Below are 20,065 nucleotides of genomic sequence, written 5' to 3' on the forward strand. Positions count from 1 at the left end.
GGTCAGCGTGCGAAGGACCTGCCCGTCAAGGATGCGCTTGCAGGGGGGGTGCGCTGCTAAGGGGCGCGCTTGTAGGGGGCGCGCTTGTAGGGGGCGCGCTTGTAGGGGGCATGGCAGCCGCAGCCGACGCGCGCCGCGCGCAGGCCCTCGCGCGGCGCAGCGGCGGCCTTCTCGACGTCCGCCAGCATCCGCCTCCGGTGCTCGGCGGTGATCAGCCGTCCGCCGGCCACGACCGCGTGGATCCGGGTGGTGTTGCCGATGTCGGCGAGGGGGTCGGCGTCCAGCACGACCAGGTCGGCGAGCCTGCCGGGACGGACCGACCCCAGGTCCCGCTCGGCGCCGAGGTACCGGGCCGGTTCGAGCGTGGCGGTCGCGATCGCTTCCAGGGGCGTGAGGCCGGCGCGGACGAGCAGGGCCAGTTCCTCGTGGAGGCTGAAGCCCGGGTAGGCGTAGATGAACCCCGCCTCGCTGCCGCCCATCAGCCCCACCCCGGCCTTCCGCATCGCGCCGACGAAGCGGAGCCTGCGGTCGAACAGCTCGCGCTGCTGCCGGACCTCCTCGGGCGTGCGCCCGGGCAGGTAGATGTTGTCCACGGCCCACCGCCACCACTCCCGGTCCTCGGCGGGGACGTACTTCAGCCGCGGATCGTCCAGTGAGAGGTCCTCGGGACGGTCCACGATGAGGTGCATGCTCAGCGTGGGCGTCACCCGGGTCCCGTTGGCGGCCAGCCGGTCGAAGAGGGCGGCGGCGCGCCGGGGGTCCGGATGCCCGCTGGCAAGCCACTCCACCTTGTGGAACCGGCGGAACCATCCGGCGTAGTCGCCCGGCTCGATCGTGATGGCGTCCAGTGCCTTGCGGACCTGCCGGTCGCGGGCCGAGGTGGCGCACCACAGCGTGTGGACGTGCTCGATGCCGCGCTGGCCGAGGTCGCTCGCCCACGCGGGGGCGACCTTGTCGGGGCAGTGCCCGGCGAGCGGGAGGCCCTGCCGCCGCGCCTCGTCCGCGACCGCCCGGAAGGACGCCGCGTCCAGCCTGGAGTAGATCTTGACGAAGTCGGCCCCCTCCGCCTTGACCCGCCGCACCGCCCGGCGCGCCTCGGCCTCCCCGGTGACCAGGAGGGCGCCGTCCGGATCGTCCGGCCCGGCCAGCAGCGAGGGCGAGCCGTCGATGATCGTGCTCGCGATCGTCCACCGGGGTCCCGCCAGGACGCCGCGCGCGATGTCCTCGCGCCACCGCCGGACGACCGGGGAACCGGCCATCTCGCGGACCGTGGTGACCCCGTTGGCCAGGTAGAGCGGCGGGGAGATCTCGTGGGTCCCGATGCTGTGCGCGTGCATCTCGCACAGCCCCGGGATCACGTACCTGCCCGGCAGGTCGAGGACCGTGACCCCGTGGTGCACCGGCACCTCGTCGCGGCGTCCCACGGCGATGACGCGGTCGCCCTCGATCAGCACGGTGCTGTCCGGCCGGGGCCGCGGGCGGGTGGCGTCGATGACCGTGACGCCCCGCAGCGCCAGGCGGGGCCGGGGACCGGCGGCGGCCGGGGCACGGGACGCGCCCACGGCCAGCGCGGCGCCCGCCGCGGCGCCGCCGACGAGGACGCCGCGGCGTGAGATCGGATGTGGCATGGGACTCCCCCGCTCCGGATGCTCGCCGCCGGATCGCGGCGCCCCCGCAACGTATACAGCGTCTGAGACAAATTTCAAGACATTTGTCTCAGACGCTTCTCTCAGACGCTGATATCATCCGGCCATGGGAAACCGCGAGCAACTGCTGGTCGCCGCCAGGGAGTGCCTGGAACAGAAGGGCTACGCGCGGACGACCGCCCGCGACGTCACCGCGGCGGCGGGGACGAGCCTGGCCGCCATCGGCTACCACTTCGGCTCGACCGAGGCGATGCTGAACACCGCCCTCCACCAGGCGATGGAGGAGTGGGGCGAGCGCCTCGGGCAGGCGGTGCGGGAGGTCGCCGACGGCACCGCGTCCCCGGCACGGCGCTTCGAGCTGATCTGGGCGCGGATCGTCGCGTCGTTCGAGTCCGACCGCCCGCTGTGGGCCGCCCTGTCGGAGATGATGGTCCAGGCCCAGCACGTCCCCGCGCTCCGCGAGTCGCTCACCGCGAGCATGGCCGAAGGGCGCGCCGGCCTGGCGGAGATCTTCGGCGAGGCGGGCGCGCCCGGCGACCCCGCGAGCGCCCGGCTGATCGGAACGCTGTGCCAGGCGCTGCTCACCGGGCTGATGATGCGCCTGCTGATCGACCCGGAGGAGCCGCCGTCGGGCGGCGACATCACCGAGGCGATCCGCCTGCTGCTGGGCTCGGACTGACCCCCGCGTCCCGGCCGCCGCTCCCGGCCGCCGCCCCGGCCGCCGCCGCGGTCGCCCGGCGGTCCCGGGTCAGCTCGTGGGGAGGCGAAGAGGGCCGTTGCCCTCACGCACGTCGCGGACGATCTGGAGATCGCTCACCGGGCGTCCGTCCTCGTCGACGGTCACGCGGACGGCGTGGTCGCCGAGGCAGGTGCGGTCGTGCGCGGGATCCTCGCAAAAAAGGACATACCCGGTGAAACGGTCGATCCGGCCCGGCTCCAGGCTCCACACGCCGTCGTAGGAGGCGATCACGGCCCGCGGCTCGGTGAGCCGCAGGCGGCCTCCGACCTGCTCGCGGACGCGCCTGCCGAACGCCTGCCGGTCCTCGAACGTCCGCGAGATGGCGAGCCCGGAGGTCACCGGCTCGTCCCGGCCGTCGCGCAGGGTGAAGGCCGCGGTGAAGTAGGTCCGCCCGGCCAGTGACGCCTGGAGCCTGGAGGAGGTCAGCCGGGCCAGCGTCGGCGACGCGGGGTCTCCCGCGGGCCGCTTGCGGGCGACGTCCGGCCGGACCAGCCTGACGCGCAGGGCGCGGCTCCCGGCGGGCAGCCCGTACGAGCCGTCCGACCGCGGCGGGGACCCGGCGGCGGTGAGCGCCGCCGACCACCCGGCGGCGCAGCGGCCCAGTTCCCCGAGCACCGCCGTGACGTTGTCGTTGGTCAGGGCGGCGGCGATCCACGGCTCCCCGGCGGCGGGCCCGAGGCCGATGATCTCGTGGCCGCAGCGGGCGAAGGCGGTCCGCAGCAGGCGGAACCCGGCGGCCTGCTCGCGGCCGCGCGCGACGGCCCCGGCCAGCGCGTCCTCGCAGCGCTCGCGCCCGCAGCGGCCCTTGCCGGCGTCGATGCGCAGCCGCACCACCGCGTCGGGGTCGTCCCGCACCGCGAACGTCACCTCCGATCCGCCGGTCTCCGGGAACAGCGTGCGGGCGCCGATGAGCCTCAGCTGCCCCGGGTGGTGGCGCTCCGCCAGCTCGGCGGCGCGCCTCTTGTCGTCCCCGGTGCCGAGGCCGCACCCGCCCGCCAGCAGCGCGACGAGGGCGATGCACGAGCCGAGCACTGGACGGCGCAGCCCCTTCTTGCCCGACCTGCCCATGGTGCCCCTCACCGAGATCCGACCGCCGATGCCCGCCACGCTAAGGCCGGGCGGGAGGGGCGCACATGAGCGCGAACACCTAGCCGGACCCGGGTGAGGTACTCAACCGGGACCGGGCTGATCTGCGCGTCGCTCCAAGCGCGGAGATGTCAATACCGGTGGAGTGAACACCCCATGCTGCTCCCGTCAGCCGGGAGTGTCATACCGGTGATGTTGCGGAGGGATAAATCGGGCACGGCATGGCATAAGCCCCCAGTACGCACCGTTGGAGCCGCCGTGCCCACCCATCCCGCCTTCCCCTTTCCGGCAGAACACGCCCTGCGACCCTCCCCCCTTCTCACCGAAGCCCGCAGCGGGCACGCTCCGATCCGCGTCCAGCCCCGCTACGGAGACCCGGCCTGGCTCGTGACCCGCTACGAGGACGCGCGCCAAGTGCTGAGCAGCCCCGTCTTCGGCCGCGACCACGAGCGCGCCGGGGTCCCGGCCGACCACATCTCCCGGGTGACGCCCCTGGACGTGACCAGCGACACCTTCTCGGCCCAGGACCCGCCCGACCACACCCGGTTACGGCGCTTCGTGTTCCGCGCCTTCACCCCGAGCCGGGTGGAGGCCCTGCGGCCCGCCACCCGGCGCATCGCCGACCGCCTCGTCGACGGCATGATCGCGCAGGGGCCGCCGCTCGACCTGTTCGAGCGGTTCGGGCTCGGGCTGCCGCTGGAGGTCATCTGCGACCTGCTCGGCGTCCCCCTCGCCGACCGGAAGCTGTTCACCGAGTGGTCCGACGCCCTGCTGAACAGCACGGGGACGACCGAGGAGGCGGTGGCCAGCGTCGAGGAGATGAACGCCTACCTGGCCGGGCTGTCGGCCCGGCGGCGGCAGCGGCCGACCGACGACCTCATCGGCGCGCTGGTGCGCGCGCGGATCGAGGGCGACCGGCTCACCGACGACGAGGTGAAAAACCTGCTGCGCATCCTGCTGGGCGCCGGGCACGAGACCACCGCCTCCCAGATCCCGAACTTCATGTACGTGCTCCTGGAGAGCGGCGAATACGAACGGGTGGCCGCCGACCCCGGGCTGGTGCCGACGGCGGTGGAGGAGCTGCTCCGCTACGTGCCGCTGCTCACCCAGGGGTCGCTGACGCGCTTCGTCCTGGAGGACGTCGAGGTCGGCGGAGTGCGGCTGCGCGCCGGTGACCAGGTGCTCGTCGAGCTGGCCGCCGCCAACCGCGACACGGCCGCCTTCGACGACCCCGAGGCGCTGGACGTCACCCGCAAGGACAACCCGCACATCGCCTTCGGCCACGGCATGCACCGCTGCGTCGGCGCGGCCCTGGCGCGGATGGAGCTCCAGGTCGCCCTGGCCACGCTCACCGAGCGGCTTCCCGGGCTCGGGCTCGCGGAGCCCGACCGGATCGAGTGGCACGTCGACCGCTTCGTCCGCCGTCCCAAGGAACTCCTCGTCACCTGGTGAGGTGCGGCGGGGGCCGGACGCGCCCGGCGCAGACCGGGCGCGCCCGGCGGGGACGCGTCAGCTCCCGCCCGAGGCCCGTCCCGCCCAGTCCTCGTAACAGGCCCGGCCGGCGCCGCCGGCCGGCCGTCGGCTATCCGGCGCGCTCGACCGCGTCGGGCACTTCGAGCGTGGCGGCCATGAGGCTCTGCGTGTAGGGGTGCGACGGCGCCGAGAGCACCAGGTCGGCGGTGCCCGACTCGACGACCCGGCCCTGGCTCAGCACGACGACGCCGTCCGCGATGCTGCGCACGACGGCCAGGTTGTGCGTGACGAAGATCATCGAAAGCCCGTCGTCCAGGAGCGAGCGCAGCAGCTCCACCACGGACGCCTGCACCGACACGTCCAGGGCCGACGTCACCTCGTCGCAGATGAGGAGCTTCGGCTCGCAGACGAGGGCGCGCGCGATGGCGACGCGCTGGCGCTGGCCTCCGGACAGGTCGGCCGGGCGGCGGCCGGCGAGCCGCGCGGGGATCTCCACCCGCTCCAGCGCCTCGGCCACCCGTCCGCGCGCCTCGCGCGCGCTCATGCCGAAGTAGTGCCGCAGCGGCACGACCAGGCTGCTCTCCACGCTGCGGTGAGGGTTGAGGGACCCGTAGGGGTTCTGGAAGATGTACTGCACCTCGCGGCGGGTCTTCATGGCGCGCCTGCCCGCCGCCGCGGGGATCGGCTCGCCCTCGAACGTCAGGGTCCCCTCCTGCTCCTCGTGCAGGCCGACGAGGCAGCGCGACATCGTGGTCTTGCCGCTGCCGGACTCGCCGACGAGGGCCAGGCACTCGCCCCGTCCGAGGTCGAAGGACACGTCGAAGAGGATCTGCCTGCCGCCGTAGCCGGCGTTCAGCCCCGAGACCGAGAACACCGCCTCTCCCCCGGCGGCCGCGGCGTGCGCCTCGCCGGGACGCGGCGGGACGCGGGGCGTCCGCACCACCTCCTCCACGCGGAGGCACCGGGTCAGCGTCCCCGACGGCGCGGGCACCAGCTTGGGACGGGTCTCCTCGCACTCGGGCGCCGCGTGGCCGCACCGCGGCGCGAACACGCAGCCGTGCCGGTCCTCCTCGACGCCGGGGGCGCGCCCCGGGATCGGGACGAGCCGGTGCCGGTGGGTCGCCGACGGGACGGCCGACAGCAGGGCGCGGGTGTAGGGGTGGCCGGCGCGGACGAGCACGTCCCGGTCGGTGCCGCTCTCGACCACCTCCCCGCCGTACATGACGGTCACGTGGTCGGCGACGTCGGCGACGACCGCGAGGTCGTGCGAGACGTAGATCGCCGCCATGTCGTGCTCGCGGCTGAGGTCGCGCACCATCTCCAGGACGCGCGCCTGGGTGGAGACGTCGAGCCCGGTCGTCGGCTCGTCGAGCACGATGAGCCGCGGGCCGGCGGCGATGGCCATCGCGATGGCGACGCGCTGCTGCTGGCCGCCGGACAGCTGCCGCGGGCGGCGCTTGAGGAACGCGTCGTCGCCCGGCAGCCCCACGGTCTCCAGCAGCTCGCGGACGCGCGGCAGCGCCTCGCGCCTCGGCGACCGCAGCCCCTCGGTCAGCTGCGTCGCGAGGCTGAGGCTCGGGTTCAGCGCGGTCGCCGGGTCCTGCGGGACGTAGGCGACCGTGCTCCCCCGCGCCTTCCGCAGGCGCCCCTCCGGCAGGGAGAGCAGGTCGACGCCGTCGATGACGACGCGCCCGCCGGTGATCGTCGCGCCCTTCCGGGCGTACCCCAGCAGGGCCAGCGCGAGGGTGCTCTTGCCGGAGCCGGACTCGCCGACCACCCCCATGACCTCGCCGCGGCCGAGCTCGAAGCCGACGTCGCGGACGATGTCGCCCCCCGTCGCGTCGACCGTCACGGTGACGCCCGAGACCTGGACCTCTTTCGCCACTTCAGCCCTTCCCTTCCGTGCGGCCGACCGTCCGGGCGACGGACTCGGCGATGAGGTTGCCTCCGAGCGCCATCATGAGGATGAGGACGATGGGCGCCAGGACCGGGAGCGGCGCGACGGGCAGGCCGTCCTGGTTCTCACCGACCATCAGGCCCCAGTCCGCCGCGGGCGGCGCGATCCCGAAGCCGAGGTAGTTCAGCGACGCCATCGCCGCGACCGCCCAGACGAGCCGCATGCCGGTCTCCACCATGAGCGGCGAGGTCACGCCGGGCAGCACCTCGCGGACGAGGATGTGCCGCGACGGCAGCCCGTTCGCCTTCGCCCACAGCACGTACTCGCTGCCGATCACCGGGAGCGCGGCCCCGCGCATCACGCGGGAGACGCCCGGCACGAACGCCACGCCGACGAGGACCGCGGTGAGCAGCGTGCTGCGTCCGAGCATGGACACGAACAGGAGCACGAAGATGATCTCGGGGAAGCTCAGCAGGACGTCCATGGCGCGCATCAGCAGCGCGTCCACCGCCCCGCCCCGGTAGGCGGCGGTGAGGCCGACCAGGCAGCCGAGGACGACGCCGATCCCGGCGGCGAGCAGCGCCATCCACGACAGGTCGAGGCCCCCCTGGAGCAGGCGGCTCAGGACGTCGCGGCCGAGGATGTCGGTGCCCAGGGGGAACTTCTGGCTGGGCTCCTGGAGGGGCGGCCCGACGATGGCGTCCGGGGCGTGCCGCGCGAAGAGCGGCCCGAACACGACCACGAGCGCGACCACCCCCAGCAGCGCCAGGCCGAGACGGGCCTGGCCGGTGCGGACGGCGCGTCCGAGCACCGTCATGCCGCTCTTCGCGCCCGCCGCGGCGGCGTCGCCCCGCGGCGCCGCCACGGCGACCGCGGTGTCCCCCGCGGCCGGAGGCGCGGGCGTCTGGTTCGTCGTCACTGTTCGCTCCTTCATCGCGACCTGCTCAGCACCGCGAACACGTCCGCGAGAAGGTTGAACAGGTAGTACGCGGTCGCGAGGATGAGGATGCACGCCTGGAGAACGGGCAGGTCATGGGCGTTGACGGCACTGACCACCTGTGTGCCGAGGCCCGGGTAGGAGTAGACGTACTCGACCACCACGACGCCCGTGATGGTGATGGCCGCCACGAGGCTGGCCGCCGGGAGGCTCGCCGCGACCGCGTTGGGCAGGGCGTGCCGGAACAGGATGCGGCGGCCGCTCAGCCCCTTCAGCCTCGCGGTCTGGACGTACTCGCTGTCCATCGCGTCGATGAACGACGCGCGGACGAGGCGTCCGAGGTACATCACGCCCATGAGCGTGAGCGTCGTGACCGGGAGGACGAGCTCCGCCGGATGCCACCAGGGCAGGTCGCCGGGCGGGATGTCCGAGACCCCCGGGAGCACGCCGAGGACCGACGTGGCGAAGAACGCGATCAGCAGCATTCCCACGACGAACGCGGGCAGCGCCGTGAAGAGCGAGGACACCGCGATGAACGCCTTGTCCAGGATGCCGTCGCGCTTGTAGGCGCTGAAGACGCCGACGACCACCGCGAGCGGGAGGATCAGGACCATCGAGATCAGGCCCAGGGTGAAGGAGTTGAACATCCTCGGGCCGATGATGTCGGCGACGGGCTCGCCGTTCTGGAGGGAGTCGCCCATCTGCCCGGTGAGCACGCCGGAGAGCCAGTGCCAGTACTGCGCGACGATCGGGCGGTCGAGCCCGAGCTGCCGCCGGAGGTCGGCCACCTGCTGCGCCGTGGCGTCCTTGCCGAGGATGATCCTGGCCAGGTCGCCCGGCAGCGCCTGCGTCACGAGGAAGAGCAGCACCGACACCAGGAACAGCACGAGGACGCCGAGGACGAGCCTGCGTGCCAGCCATCGGAGCCTCGCGCCCTTCGGATCCGCCGGTGAGCTGCGTTGGAAGGGGCGCATCCGCGTCGCCAGTTGAACCATGACAATCTGCCGTTCCGTGGGGTGAGGGGGTGCCGGGCCGGACGCCGCCCCGGCACCCCCTCCGTACAAGGGGTGGACGTCAGCTTCCGACGGTCACGTTCGTCAGGAAGGAGAGCGGCTGGCCGTTCACGTCGGCCACGAGCCCGCGGACGCCGCTGCGGTAGGGCATGAGGACGTCGACGAACGCGGGCAGGATCGCCGCGCCCTGCTCGTACTCGATCCGGTGCATCTCGTTCATGATCGAGCACTGCTTCTTCTCGTCGGCCAGGAACAGCTGGTCTGCGAGCTTGACGAACGCGGGGTTGTCCCAGTGCGTGGCGTTCCCGACGCGCTCGGGAAGGAGGTTGCCGATCACCGTCGGCAGGTACGGGTAGGGGTTGAAGTCGATGAACACCGGCCACTTGCCCCACTTGGACAGCAGCTCCGGGACGGTCACGATGTTGACCTTGACCTTCACCCCGGCCTTCGCGGCGTTCTCGGAGAAGACCTGGGCCAGCTCCCGCATCCCGGGCAGCAGCCCGTCGGTCGTGATCGAGAACGACAGGCCGCTCTGGCCCGCCTGCGCGAGGAGCCTCTTCGCCTGCTCGATGTCCTGGGTGCGCTGCGGCAGGCCGGGGGCGGGACACGGCGTCGCCGCCTCATGGTCGTTCGCCACCCGCGCGTATCCGCCGAAGGCGTGGACACGACCTGCTGCCGGTCGACGAGGAGGCGCAGCGCCTGCCGCACCCGCGGGTCGTTGAACGGCGCCACCGTCGTGTTGAGGCCGATCCGCAGGACGAAGTTGCCCTTGCTGTCCAGGAGCCCGATGTCCTTCTTGCCCTGGAGCGACTTCGCGATGGTCGGGGTCGCGCCGGACGCGACGTCCACCTGGCCGGAGAGCAGGGCGTTCGCCTGGGCCTGCTGGCTCTGGTACTCGATGATGCTGACCGTCCCGAGCTTGGGCTTGGTGCCCCAGTAGCCCTCGAACCGCTCCAGCGTCGACTGCCGTCCGGCGGTGAAGGACTTGACCACGAACGGCCCGGTCCCGATCGGCTTGGCGGGCACCGAACCCGCCTTGGTCATCGGGAGGAACGCGTTCGCCCAGATCTCCTTGAACGGGCCGAAGGGCTTGGTCAGGCCGACCTTCACGGTCAGCTTGTCCACCGCCTCGACCTTGCCCGCGTCGACCTTCTCGATGTACGCCAGCCCCTGTACGGCGTGCTTGGGATCGCGCAGGTACTTGATGCTCGCGACGACGTCGGCGGAGGTGAACTCGGTGCCGTCGGTGAACTTGACGCCCGGGCGGAGCTTGATCGTCCATTCGTCGAGGTCGGCGTTCGGGGTCATCTCCGTGGCGAGGCGCCATTCGAGCTTCCCCGCGGGGTCGAGGTGGGTGAGGCCCTCGTAGAGCTGGGCGCTGCGCAGCTCCTGGGTGGGGCTCTGGTTGCTCGCGTAGGGGTTCAGCGACTCGCCGGCGTCGGTGGAGGCGGCGATGCGGAGCGTTCCACTCCCGCTCCCGCCGTCCGCGCGGTCCGCCGGGGCACAGCCGGCGAGCGTCACCGCGGTGGCGACGCCCGTCGCGGCGCCGAGCACCCGGAAAAAGGGACGGCCGGACCGCGCGCGTGTCATGACGGCGGGTCCGGGGCGTGAGGTTCTACGCACCATGGGCTACTCCAGTTCCAAGAGAACGGCCAAGGCTCTAAGCCGTTAGATCAGCTCGCCTTCGCCTGAGCCCGGACGAACTGCGCCCTAGAGTACGTCCACGGCTGGCCTGGGGGAAGGGGGTCCTGAGAATCGTTCGTCAGCGTTGACCAGGCACTGTCTAATCGCTTAGATCGTGCTACCTTCTGCGCAGACCACCGGGGAGGATCACATGGAAGAAGAGGGACGATGACCAGTCCGTACGAGCACCTGTTCGTGAGGAAGATGCAGAACTGCATCGACGACCTCGTCAACGAGGGAGCCGCCGCCGGCGTCGTCGATCCGGACAACGTGGGCACGCCGCTCGCCCTCATGCGGTCGAACGAGGTCCCCGAAAGCAAGATCCACCTGACCTACACCTGGATCGGGAAGTGCGACGAGCCCGTGCAGTGGGTGAAGGAGCACGAGCACGACTACGACGAGGTCCTGATCTGGCACGGCAACGACCCCGACAACGTGGACGACCTCGGGGCGGAGATCTACCTCGACATCGAGGGCGTCCGCCACACGATCACGACGAGCGGCTCGGTCTACATCCCGGCGGGCATGCGGCACTGCCCCCTCGGCTTCAACCGCGTCGACCGGCCGTTCCGCTTCAGCGCGCTGTCACTGAGCCCGAACTACGAGTCGGACGAGCACGAGCCCAAGAAGTAGGGCGTACCGAAGACCCGGCCCCGTCGCCCGCGCGGCGGGGCCGACGCGTGCCCCCCGCGCCGCGTCACAGGGACGCGGGCGCGGCGGCCGGTGGAGTCCCGTCGGCCGCGGCGGGCTCGCATCCGCAGGTGACGCCGATGCTGAGCGTGCCGTCCAGGACCACCGACCTCCCCGGGCCGCCGCCCTCGTAGAAGGTCTCCTCCAAGACGTCGAACGCGCGGGCCGCGAGCTCTTCCAGCGGAAGGCTGACGGTGGTGAGCGGGATGCTCCCGAGCCGCGCCTCGCGGATGCCGTCGAAGCCCACGACCGCGAGATCGCCGGGCACGTCCAGCCCCAGGCTCATCGCGGTGCGGATCGTCACGAACGCCTGCTCGTCGGTCGTGGCGTAGATAGCACGGGGCCGGCGGGCGCTCTCCAGGACCGGCCGGATCGCCGCCTCCGCCTCCAGCCGGTCGAACGAGACCCGGACGAGCCTGCCGTCGGTGGACAGGCCCGCGCCCTCCATCGCCCGGCGCCAGCCCCCCTCACGCCCGGCGGCAGGCCCGCCTTCGAGCTCTCCCGCCACGCACACGATGTCCTCGTAGCCGTGCCGCAGCAGGTGCTCGACGACGAGCCTCGCGCCCTGGAAGTCGTTGAAGGTCACGCTCGGCGAGGCGGCGTCGGGGGCGGCCCACTGCACGTAGACGCGGGGCGTCTCGTCGCCCGGCGCGGGCTCCTCCCCGGTCGTCACGAAGATCCCGCGCGGGCGCAGCTCGGAGAACGCCTCGCCGTACTCCTGGCCGAGCGCGGTGAGGTAGCCGGTGTTGCCGAGCAGCGTGAGCAGGCCCCGGCTGCGTCCCTCCGTCTCGATGTGGCGCGACAGCTCGCCGAAGAAGGCGTTCGCCGTGTCGGGCACGAGCAGGCCGATGAGGTTGGACCGTCCCCCGCTCAGCGCGCCGGCGAGCGGGTTGCGCCGGTAGCCGAGCATCTGGATGGCCTCTTCGACCTTGGTCCGCGTCTTGGCCGAGACCGGCCGGGGGCCCCCGTTGAGCACGTAGCTCACGACGGCCGTCGACGTCCCCGCGAGGCGCCCGACGTCCAGAAGCGTGGGTTTGCGCGCGGGACGCGACGTGCCCTTGGATCCCACGCTCCTGCTCCCTGTCACTTTCCGTAGCCGCCCGAAAGTACCGGGACCCGTCCACGTCACCGCCGGCGACGTGATCGCCTTTCTCATTTTAGGATACGCGGGGACGGCCGGCCGCCCACGCTCCTGCCGTTTGGAGGCCCATGGCAGACACCGCGCCGCCGTTCCCGTACGCCGGGGAGGACGTTCGCACCCTGGTCTCGGCGCCGGGGGAAGTGGGCGACCTCACACCGGCCGACGACGAGTACGCCGCCGGGTTACGCGGCAGAGTGCAGAGCCTGGTGGGCCTCGACGTGCGGTTCGGCGGAGACCACACGTCCGTCCTCGCCCTGCGCGCCCTGGCCGCGGTGGACCGCGACCTGGAGCGGCGGGGGATCCGCAGGCGGGCCGGACGCGACGTCCGGGCCGCGGTGGCGGAGCTGGCCGAGGTCACCGGCTGGCTCCTGTGCGACGCGAACCGGCAGGGGCCGTCGTACCGGGTCAACCGGCGGGCGCTGGAACTCGCGCGCACCGCGGGCGACTCGTCGATGGAGCTGTTCGTCGTCCACAACATGAGCCTTCAGGCCACGTATCTGCGGCGTCCGCGGACCACCCTGGCGCTGGCCGCGCCGGTCCTCGACCGCGGCGGCCTGACCCCTCGGCTGGAGGCGATGTTCCGCCTGCGGGTGGCGCGCGCATACGCGCAGATGGGGTTGAGGACCGAGGCGACGAGGACGCTCGCACATGCCACGGGGCTGCTCTCGGAAGGTGTGCACGACCGCGATCCCGGCTGGGCGTGGTGGGTGTCCGAGCGCGGCTTCACGCACGCCGCCGGGGCGATGCTCGGCGGTCTCGGCGACTGGAAGGCGGCGATCGACCCGATCCAGCGGGCCCTGGCGGCCGCTCCCCCGGAGGCGCACCGGGAACGTTTCCTCTACCTGTGCGTCCTGATGCACGCCCAGCTGGAGGCGGGGGCGTGGCGCGACGCGGAACCCACCGCCCGCGAGATCGTCCCGCTGCTGCGGACCGTGCGCTCCGGCAGGCCCCTGGCCAGGCTCTCGGCCACCCTCGACCGCTTCCACCGGGACGGCCGGCCGCCGCGCGCGGCACGGGGCATCGTGGGCGATCTCCGGCACGCCATGGGCGGCGGGCAGGCGGATCACCGGCCCCCGCCTTCACCCGGGTGCGGGGGGACCGGGCGAAGGCGGGGTCCCGGCTTCTGAGGCCGGTTCCGGGGATGCGCCGGGAGGCGTCAGGCGGCCGGCCGCTGCCGCGGTCCGGGCTGCGCGGCGACGCCGGGGATGCCCGCGAGCTTCCACGCCGCGTAGGCGGCGGCGTTGGTGCTGTGCCCCATGACGGACGACTCGATGTTGTTGATGTCGTCGCACTTGGAGTGGTAGCAGGGGTCGTCACCACTGGTGATGCCGGTCACCTCGATGCCCGCGCTCTTGAACGAGGCGTGGTCGGAGCGTCCGGAGATGTTGATGCCCTTGGTGGCGATGTTCTTGCTGCGGAAGAACTCGGTGAACGTCGCGCCGAGGGTCGTGGAGTCGGTGTAGACGCCCCAGGTCTTGGTGTTCTTCGCGCCCACCATGTCGAAGTTCAGATAGGACTTGATCTTCGTCCGCTCGGCGGAGGGCAGCTGGGAGACATAGTACTTCGAGCCGATCAGGCCGAGCTCCTCGGCGCCCCACCAGCCGAACCGCAGCCGCTTGGTCGGCTTGGCGTCGGCGCGCGCGACGGCGAGCGCGGTCTCCAGCACGGCGCTGGACCCCGAGGCGTTGTCGTTGATGCCGGGCCCGGCGGGGACGCTGTCCAGGTGCGAGCCCAGGAACACGATCTGGTTGGGGTCGCCCTGCGGCCAGTCGGCGATGACGTTCCAGCCGGTGGCGCCCTGGTGGGTGAAGGACTGGAGCGTGGTCTGGAAACCGGCCGCGTCCAGCTTGGCCTTCACGTAGTCGGCGGACGCGCGGTAGCCGGGCTTGCCGTGCGCCCGGTTGCCGCTGTTGGCGGCGGCGATGGACTGGAACTGCTGGGCGTGCGCCATCGAGTTGGCCGCCGGGATGTCCGGCGACAGGACGGCGGCCGCCACCGGCGCCGGCGTGGACGCCGAGGCGCCGCCGGGCACGCCCGTCAGCGCCGTGACCAGCCCGACGCCGAGCGCCGCCGCGCCGAGCAGGGCCTTGTGTTTCATCTTGCGCATTCGTCATTCCCTCCTGCGGGGGCTCTGGCGCATGCGCGCCAGAGGGGGGATGACCGTGGACGGTAGGGCGCGACGAGAAGCGCGGTAAACGGCAATGTGTGACGAATTCCAGTTTCAGGCGGAATTTCGACACCCTTTCCCAGATGGGGCGGAAATCGAAGAACACCCTTCCCGGATCGGCGCCTCAATAATCAAACCGCCTGTTCAGCGCGCTTTGTGAAAGTGAAAAAGAGGCTCGATTGGAACGATCGAACGCCACCGGGTATTCGTGCCCCATTCGCCACGGCCGCCATCCGGTGGCAGCACCCCGTCACCGCACAGCCGACCGAGGCCCGGGTCCCCGGCGACGACCCGGTCTTGCCGCGCACGGCCCGCGATGACCGCGGCCCGCATGAGCGGCTCGGCGTTGCCCGGCAGCACGGCGGCCGCCCGGTCGAGGGCCGTGAGCGCCTCGGTGACGGTGTCCTCGGGTGGGGGCCGCTCCCCCGTGACCAGGCCGGGGTGAAGATGACGCCGATGCCGGTGTAGGCGCGGTGCAGGTCGAGCAGGCGGCCGAGCTCGCCGAGCGGATCGCCGTGGTCGTCGACGCGCAGGTCCGCCTCGACCCCGTCCGCGGCGTGCGCGCCGGGACGGGCGGAGACGACGCGCAGCGCGGCGAGACCGTCCGCGCAGTCGCGGGGTGAGCCTGCGGCGGCCATGGCGTCCGCCAGTGCTCCGGTACGGCGGAGGGTGTCGGGCCGCGTGCGGCGAGTGCCCCCGCCGCGTCCGCGACGCCGATCCGCTCGGTCATGGAGTTGCGGGGCGCGGTCGCCAGGTAGACGGCGAACAGCTCTCGGAGGCTGTCGCGGGCCGCGTCCGCCTCACCGTCCTCGGCGATGGAGCAGAACGCGTACACCACGAGCCGGTGCCCGGGACCCGCACCGCCCCCGGCGAGCTGCGCGCGCCCAGCGGACGTAGTCGGGACCGGCGAGGACGGACAAGATGATGCCATCCGCCTCCGTGCCGGACTGGCGGAGCGCCTTCGAACGCTCACTCCGGCGTAGAGGGACGGACGGCTCTCAGGCGGATGGTCCAACCTGATGCCGCGGGCGGTGAACGAGGTGAACTCGCCGCCGAGGGACCAGCCGCGCGATGTCCTCTCGCACCTCCAGCCACATGATCCGCACGTCGGGCCTGCTGACGAAGTCGGTCCGCTCCCGGTAGTACTCCCAGAGTCCGGCCTTCTCCCGCATGCTGACGTAGGGGTGGCCGTTGAGGTTGATCACCAGGTACCCGTCTCCCGGCGAGGGACACGGGCAACATGCGGGGGATCTCGGAGCCGTCCGCCACGGGTGCGCGGCGGGTCGCGCACCCGCTCATCTCATGTCCTTTCCTTGGAGGCGCCGCCGCCCGCCCGCCGACCGTCCCGGTAGACGGTGTGGACGCGGTCGGCGAGGGCGCCTAACTCGTTGGGGGGTCCCCAGTAAGGACGCAGAAGTCGGCGCGGCCGCCGAGCGCAAGCGTGCCGAGGTCGGGGGCGCCGAGCGGCGCCACCGCGGGCGGGAAACGCCACTACACCGACCAGCATGTCCAGCGAGCCTGCAGATCGCGGTGCTGCGGCGCTGGCACGGGTGGAAACTCGCGGCGATCCGCACCGCCCTGCCAGACCCGCCGGACCACCAGGCCACGCGCCGCCACTAGAACAACGAGACGCACTCCTCATCCGCCCGACCGAGCTGGCGAACCCGCCTCCTGCGATAGTGCGGCGAACGAATACACCTCCCAGGTCAGCTGGTTCAGCGCCCTGCTCCTTGGACGACGACGTAAACGGCACCGAAGACGTTGAATCCGGTGGCCACGGAAGCGCCGAGCATCGGATTCAGGGAGAACGACGCCGCCGTGGCGGCGGACGCGGTGCCTCCGCATGCGGCGGGGGCCATCAAAGGCCCCGCCTTGACTCGCACGGCCTGGGAGGCGTTCTTCATCACGGCGAGCAGCCGCGGTTTCCTGGGCACGCTGATACTCCGTTTCGTGCGCGTGGAGGAAAGCAGGTGATCGGACGGAGCGAAAAGGGGCCGGATTCCCGTCCGGCCCCTTCCGCCGCCTCAGCCGCCGGTCAGGCGACGTTCCCCATCGGGGCGGTGTAGGAGTAGGACTCCCACGAGGGCTGCCCGAACTTCCGGACACCCTGGTAGTAGGCACCGGCCCTGATCTCGCAGGGCCTGCCGGACCCGAGCGCTTCGCACGAGGCGAGCATGTCGTTGTAGAACCACTGGTCGCAGGTCGCGCGGTCGGACCAGTGGTAGCGGTAGCAGCCGTCGTGGTGCTTGCAGGCGTGGTGGAAGTCGTAGGCGGTGCCCAGGTCGCTGCCCGAGTCGGGAACGGCGGTGCAGCCGTCGGTCGTCCACCATTCGCCACCCTCGTTGTGTGGTGTGGCGTTCACCCCGGGTTCGGTCGTCGCCCACACGGGTCCCGCTCCCGCCACCACGGTCGTCCCGAGTGCCACGGTGGCCGCCAGCGCCACCGTGAGCCTCCTCATGCTGATCATTGCGTCTCCGGATTCGAGTCGTTGATCCGACACCGCAGAAGGTACCGAGGATTCACCGCACATCTGGTCGGGCGATCGACCGACATCTTCGACGCCGTTTCCGGACGATACTCGGCCCATCGCACCATAGGATCGGGATGCGCGACGAGGGCGGGCGGGGCATGTCAGGGAGAACGGACGGCACGACTGCCGGAACGGCGGTCGCCCATCTCGACCGGCTCGGCCATGGCTACGGGGCCGCCATCCGCGCTGCGACATTGATCCCTTTGACTTTGATCGCCTTTCTGGTGGCAGGGGACGTGCCCCATCCCGCCGCCGTCTTCGCGATCATGGCGGTCCTGTGCGCGTGGAGCGGCCTTTATGTGCGGTGGCTGCGACGGGCCGACGGCACACGTCCCTGGATGACGCTGCTCGACGCGGGGGTGCTGGCCGGTCTGGGGCTGAGCGCCCCGCTCACCGTCCCGGCCGGATGGCTCGCGGACGGGAGGTCCTGGCTGTTACCGCTCGTCGCGTTCGCCTGCGTCGGCTACCAGTACTACGCGCGGCCGCTGGTCGGCGCCGCGGCCGCCACGATCGTGGTGGCCGCGGCGATCACCGGGACGGTGCGCGCGTTACCCGGCGGGGCGCCTGGCGACAGCCTGGTGACCGCGTGCTGGACCGGCGTCGTCGCGGTCCTCGCCCGGATCCTGTGGACGCTCGTCGACCGCGGCGGGCGGCGCGCGGACGCCATGGCGGCGAAGGCGGAACGAGCGCGGTCGCAGCTCCTGGAACAGGAGGGCAAGCAGGTCGCAGAGCGCGACCACAACCGCAGCCTGCACGACAACGCCGCACAGACACTGCTCATCGTCGGGACGGGACAGGAGACAGGGCCGCCCGGGCTGCTGGCCGCGGAGGCCCGTGCCAACCTGAAGGCCCTGCACACCTGGGGTGAGAACAGGCCGTCGCGCACCGATCTCATGGAGGGGATCCGCGACCTGGCCGGGCAGTACCCGCTCGCGGTCTCGGCCATCGGACCGCCCCGGCTCACACTGCCGCCGGAGGTCGTGCTCGCGTTCACCGACGCCTGCCGCGAAGCCTTGCGGAACGTCGTCAAGCACGCGGGGGTGGACCGCTGCGAGATCAGCGTGACGGGATCGTCGAAACGGTTCCAGGTGGACGTCGTGGACACCGGTCACGGATTCGACCCGGCGAAGGTGCCGTCGGTCCGGCGGGGTCTGCGCGGATCGATAGCGGGACCGGTCGCCATGGTCGGCGGCAGCACGGCGATCGGGTCGGCGCCCGGTGCCGGGACGCGCGTCACGCTGCGGTGGTCGGTGGACGCCCAGGAGGCCCCGCGGCGGTCACCCGGCTCCCCTCTGATGACCGAGGCGGAGTTCCTCGTCGGGCTGCGCTGGGCCGTGGTGGTGATCGCACTGACGATCCTGGGCTCGTTCAGCATGGGCCGCCACCTTGACGCGTACCGTCCGCTCGCCGTGCAGGCCACGGCGTACGGGGTGCTGCTCGCCATCGCGGCCGCCGAGTTCGTCCTCATCCTCACCCGCGGGCGATGGGGCCGGATGCGCTGGCCCGCGGCGGCCCTGGCGCTCGGCGCGTCGGCCGCGGCCTGCGCCTCTCTCCCGCCCGGAGGAGCCGGGACGGCGGCGAACTGGGCGTTCGGCACCGTCGGCTGGCTCGGGGTGGCCGTGCTGCTCGACCGGCGGTTCGGCTGGCTGATCGGGTTCCTCGCCGTGCACGAGACGATCAACCTGACGGCCCTCCTGGTCTCCGGCGGGCGGGACCTCGACTCCGTCCTCAACTTCGCGGCCGGCTCGATCACGACGATCGGGTTCCCGTTCGCCACGGGCATCGCGGCGACCGTCCTGCGCGGGGTCGCGGAGAGGGCCGAGGCACAGCGCAAGGAGGCGGAGGCGCACAGCAGGGCCGCGAAGATCGAGGCGGTCCGGCACGAGGTATGGCAGGAGCGGTACGCGGATCTGTCCGTCACGGTGGCACCGCTGCTGGCGGGCCTGGCCGGCGGAACGCTCCGGCCGGACGACCCGGAGGTCCAGCGGCTCTGCTGGATCGAGGCCGCACGGATGAGGCGGCTGTTCGCCGAGACCGACGATGTGGACAGCCCCCTGCTGCACGAACTCGCCGAATGCGTCGATATCGCCGTCCAGAAGGGCGTCAAGGCCGAGCTGAAGGCGCACGGAGACCTCGGGCCGATCCCGAGGGAGATCAGGCGGGCGCTGACCGAGGTGCCGCTGGCCGCCCTCGCCAAGGCCGGGACCCGTGCCCGGGTGACGGTCATCGACGCCTACGGCGTCGTGTCGGTCACCGTGGTCAGCGACTGCGGGCCGGTCAGGATTCCCGAGCAGCCGGAGATCACCGTCGTGGTCGACGACCTGGTCGACGAGAACGAGTTCTGGGTGGAGGCGACATGGAGGAACCCCTCATCACAGCAGTGATCATCGACAATCATTCGGTGATCGCGGCGGGCGTGCGCACCTGGTGCGAGCGGGCCCGGCCGCCCATCCGGCTGATCGACGCCGGGAACAGGCTCGCGCGGGTGTGGACGGGCGAGGGCGGCGAGGCCGACGTCGTCGTCTTCGACCTGTGCATGCGCGTGGAGAAGGAGCCGGAGTTCAAGGAGCTGGACCGGCTCGTCCGGCAGGGCCGCCGGGTCGTCGTGTTCTCCGGCGAGGTCGGCCGGGACAGCGTGCTCAGATGCATGGAGCTCGGGGCGATGGCCTATGTGACCAAGGACGAGGGCGAGGAGCACCTCGTGCCCGCCATCGAGGCCGTCGCCCGAGGCGGGACCTACACCGGCCCGCAACAGGCCGGGATCATGGTCACCGCGCCCGACCGGCCCGCGCTCGCCGAGAGCGAGATCCGTGCGTTGCGCGCCTGGTGCGCGGGGGCGTCGATACCGCGGGTCGCCAAGAGGCTGGGCGTCTCCCCCAGGACGGTCGAAACCTACATCGAGCGGGCGCGCAAGAAGTACGACGACGTCGGCAGACCCTGCCCGACGAAGACGCTCGCCACGCTGCGGATGGTGGAGGACGGCCATCTCGACGTGAAGGAGATCGAACGTCCACAGGATGGCGAGGTCTGAGGGCGGCACACCAGTCCCGGCCCCGGAGGCCG

The 20,065-nt window shown here is 72.1% G+C and carries 19 protein-coding genes; 8 read left to right on the forward strand and 11 right to left on the reverse strand.

Annotated elements, in window-relative coordinates; genetic code table 11:
• Positions 1 to 56: 56 nt before the first annotated feature.
• Positions 57 to 1,628 carry an amidohydrolase family protein gene (locus AGRA3207_RS10305; RefSeq protein WP_231334356.1) on the reverse strand — a complete coding sequence of 524 codons (1,572 nt, stop codon included), beginning with the start codon at positions 1,626 to 1,628 and terminating at the stop codon, positions 57 to 59.
• A gap of 124 nt (positions 1,629 to 1,752) precedes the next feature.
• On the opposite strand from AGRA3207_RS10305, the gene AGRA3207_RS10310 reads away from it, so the two are divergent.
• Positions 1,753 to 2,325, forward strand: a complete 573-nt coding sequence (locus AGRA3207_RS10310) for a TetR/AcrR family transcriptional regulator (RefSeq protein ID WP_231334357.1) — start codon at positions 1,753 to 1,755, stop codon at positions 2,323 to 2,325.
• A gap of 69 nt (positions 2,326 to 2,394) precedes the next feature.
• On the opposite strand, the gene AGRA3207_RS10315 is transcribed toward AGRA3207_RS10310, so the two are convergent.
• Positions 2,395 to 3,453 (reverse strand): SCO7460 family lipoprotein, encoded by a 1,059-nt coding sequence (locus AGRA3207_RS10315; protein WP_231334358.1) that lies wholly within the window; start codon positions 3,451 to 3,453, stop codon positions 2,395 to 2,397.
• Between the two features lie 276 nt (positions 3,454 to 3,729).
• Between AGRA3207_RS10315 and AGRA3207_RS10320 the strand changes: the two genes are divergently transcribed.
• Positions 3,730 to 4,923 (forward strand): cytochrome P450, encoded by a 1,194-nt coding sequence (locus tag AGRA3207_RS10320; RefSeq protein WP_231334359.1) that lies wholly within the window; start codon positions 3,730 to 3,732, stop codon positions 4,921 to 4,923.
• 130 nt (positions 4,924 to 5,053) lie between these two features.
• Here the strand turns inward: AGRA3207_RS10320 and AGRA3207_RS10325 are convergent, their stop codons facing one another.
• From AGRA3207_RS10325 to AGRA3207_RS10345, 5 genes are all read right to left on the reverse strand, one after another.
• Complete coding sequence (locus AGRA3207_RS10325) at positions 5,054 to 6,829, reverse strand: ABC transporter ATP-binding protein (RefSeq protein WP_231334360.1); 1,776 nt, start codon at positions 6,827 to 6,829, stop codon at positions 5,054 to 5,056.
• Position 6,830: 1 nt separating this feature from the next.
• Positions 6,831 to 7,760 carry an ABC transporter permease gene (locus AGRA3207_RS10330; protein ID WP_231334361.1) on the reverse strand — a complete coding sequence of 310 codons (930 nt, stop codon included), beginning with the start codon at positions 7,758 to 7,760 and terminating at the stop codon, positions 6,831 to 6,833.
• A gap of 11 nt (positions 7,761 to 7,771) precedes the next feature.
• Positions 7,772 to 8,752 carry an ABC transporter permease gene (locus AGRA3207_RS10335; protein WP_231334362.1) on the reverse strand — a complete coding sequence of 327 codons (981 nt, stop codon included), beginning with the start codon at positions 8,750 to 8,752 and terminating at the stop codon, positions 7,772 to 7,774.
• A 100-nt stretch (positions 8,753 to 8,852) separates the two neighbouring features.
• Positions 8,853 to 9,278: a periplasmic substrate-binding domain-containing protein gene (locus tag AGRA3207_RS10340; protein ID WP_231334363.1), complete on the reverse strand. Its 426-nt coding sequence runs from the start codon at positions 9,276 to 9,278 to the stop codon at positions 8,853 to 8,855.
• Complete coding sequence (locus tag AGRA3207_RS10345) at positions 9,227 to 10,381, reverse strand: ABC transporter substrate-binding protein (protein WP_231334364.1); 1,155 nt, start codon at positions 10,379 to 10,381, stop codon at positions 9,227 to 9,229. Before AGRA3207_RS10345 ends, AGRA3207_RS10340 begins: the two co-directional genes overlap by 52 nt.
• 261 nt (positions 10,382 to 10,642) lie before the next feature.
• Here AGRA3207_RS10345 and AGRA3207_RS10350 point away from each other — a divergent pair, with 261 nt between their 5' ends.
• Positions 10,643 to 11,107 (forward strand): cupin domain-containing protein, encoded by a 465-nt coding sequence (locus AGRA3207_RS10350; protein WP_231334365.1) that lies wholly within the window; start codon positions 10,643 to 10,645, stop codon positions 11,105 to 11,107.
• Positions 11,108 to 11,171: 64 nt separating this feature from the next.
• Here the strand turns inward: AGRA3207_RS10350 and AGRA3207_RS10355 are convergent, their stop codons facing one another.
• Positions 11,172 to 12,233: a LacI family DNA-binding transcriptional regulator gene (locus tag AGRA3207_RS10355; protein ID WP_231334366.1), complete on the reverse strand. Its 1,062-nt coding sequence runs from the start codon at positions 12,231 to 12,233 to the stop codon at positions 11,172 to 11,174.
• A 140-nt stretch (positions 12,234 to 12,373) separates the two neighbouring features.
• Here AGRA3207_RS10355 and AGRA3207_RS10360 point away from each other — a divergent pair, with 140 nt between their 5' ends.
• Positions 12,374 to 13,432, forward strand: coding sequence for an NsdA family TPR-like regulatory protein (locus AGRA3207_RS10360; protein WP_231334367.1), 1,059 nt, complete (start codon positions 12,374 to 12,376; stop codon positions 13,430 to 13,432).
• Positions 13,433 to 13,461: 29 nt separating this feature from the next.
• Here AGRA3207_RS10360 and AGRA3207_RS10365 read toward each other — a convergent pair whose 3' ends face one another.
• On the reverse strand, positions 13,462 to 14,412 hold the full coding sequence (locus tag AGRA3207_RS10365) for a M28 family peptidase (protein ID WP_231334368.1): 951 nt from the start codon (positions 14,410 to 14,412) through the stop codon (positions 13,462 to 13,464).
• Positions 14,413 to 14,945: 533 nt separating this feature from the next.
• On the opposite strand from AGRA3207_RS10365, the gene AGRA3207_RS10370 reads away from it, so the two are divergent.
• On the forward strand, positions 14,946 to 15,095 hold the full coding sequence (locus AGRA3207_RS10370) for a hypothetical protein (protein WP_231334369.1): 150 nt from the start codon (positions 14,946 to 14,948) through the stop codon (positions 15,093 to 15,095).
• Positions 15,096 to 15,470: 375 nt separating this feature from the next.
• Here the strand turns inward: AGRA3207_RS10370 and AGRA3207_RS10375 are convergent, their stop codons facing one another.
• A complete protein-coding gene (locus tag AGRA3207_RS10375; RefSeq protein ID WP_231334370.1) occupies positions 15,471 to 15,677 on the reverse strand; it encodes a hypothetical protein in 207 nt (68 codons plus the stop codon).
• Positions 15,678 to 16,242: 565 nt separating this feature from the next.
• Here AGRA3207_RS10375 and AGRA3207_RS10380 point away from each other — a divergent pair.
• Positions 16,243 to 16,446 (forward strand): hypothetical protein, encoded by a 204-nt coding sequence (locus AGRA3207_RS10380; RefSeq protein WP_231334371.1) that lies wholly within the window; start codon positions 16,243 to 16,245, stop codon positions 16,444 to 16,446.
• A gap of 61 nt (positions 16,447 to 16,507) precedes the next feature.
• On the opposite strand, the gene AGRA3207_RS10385 is transcribed toward AGRA3207_RS10380, so the two are convergent.
• Positions 16,508 to 16,930, reverse strand: coding sequence for a phospholipase A2 (locus tag AGRA3207_RS10385; protein WP_231334372.1), 423 nt, complete (start codon positions 16,928 to 16,930; stop codon positions 16,508 to 16,510).
• A gap of 275 nt (positions 16,931 to 17,205) precedes the next feature.
• On the opposite strand from AGRA3207_RS10385, the gene AGRA3207_RS10390 reads away from it, so the two are divergent.
• Both AGRA3207_RS10390 and AGRA3207_RS10395 read left to right on the forward strand, forming a co-directional pair.
• Positions 17,206 to 19,386 carry a sensor histidine kinase gene (locus AGRA3207_RS10390; protein WP_231334373.1) on the forward strand — a complete coding sequence of 727 codons (2,181 nt, stop codon included), beginning with the start codon at positions 17,206 to 17,208 and terminating at the stop codon, positions 19,384 to 19,386.
• Complete coding sequence (locus AGRA3207_RS10395) at positions 19,359 to 20,033, forward strand: response regulator (RefSeq protein WP_231334374.1); 675 nt, start codon at positions 19,359 to 19,361, stop codon at positions 20,031 to 20,033. The genes AGRA3207_RS10390 and AGRA3207_RS10395 overlap by 28 nt, the downstream gene beginning before the upstream one ends.
• Positions 20,034 to 20,065 lie beyond the last annotated feature (32 nt).

This window comes from Actinomadura graeca (genome assembly GCF_019175365.1).
GTDB lineage: Bacteria > Actinomycetota > Actinomycetes > Streptosporangiales > Streptosporangiaceae > Spirillospora > Spirillospora graeca.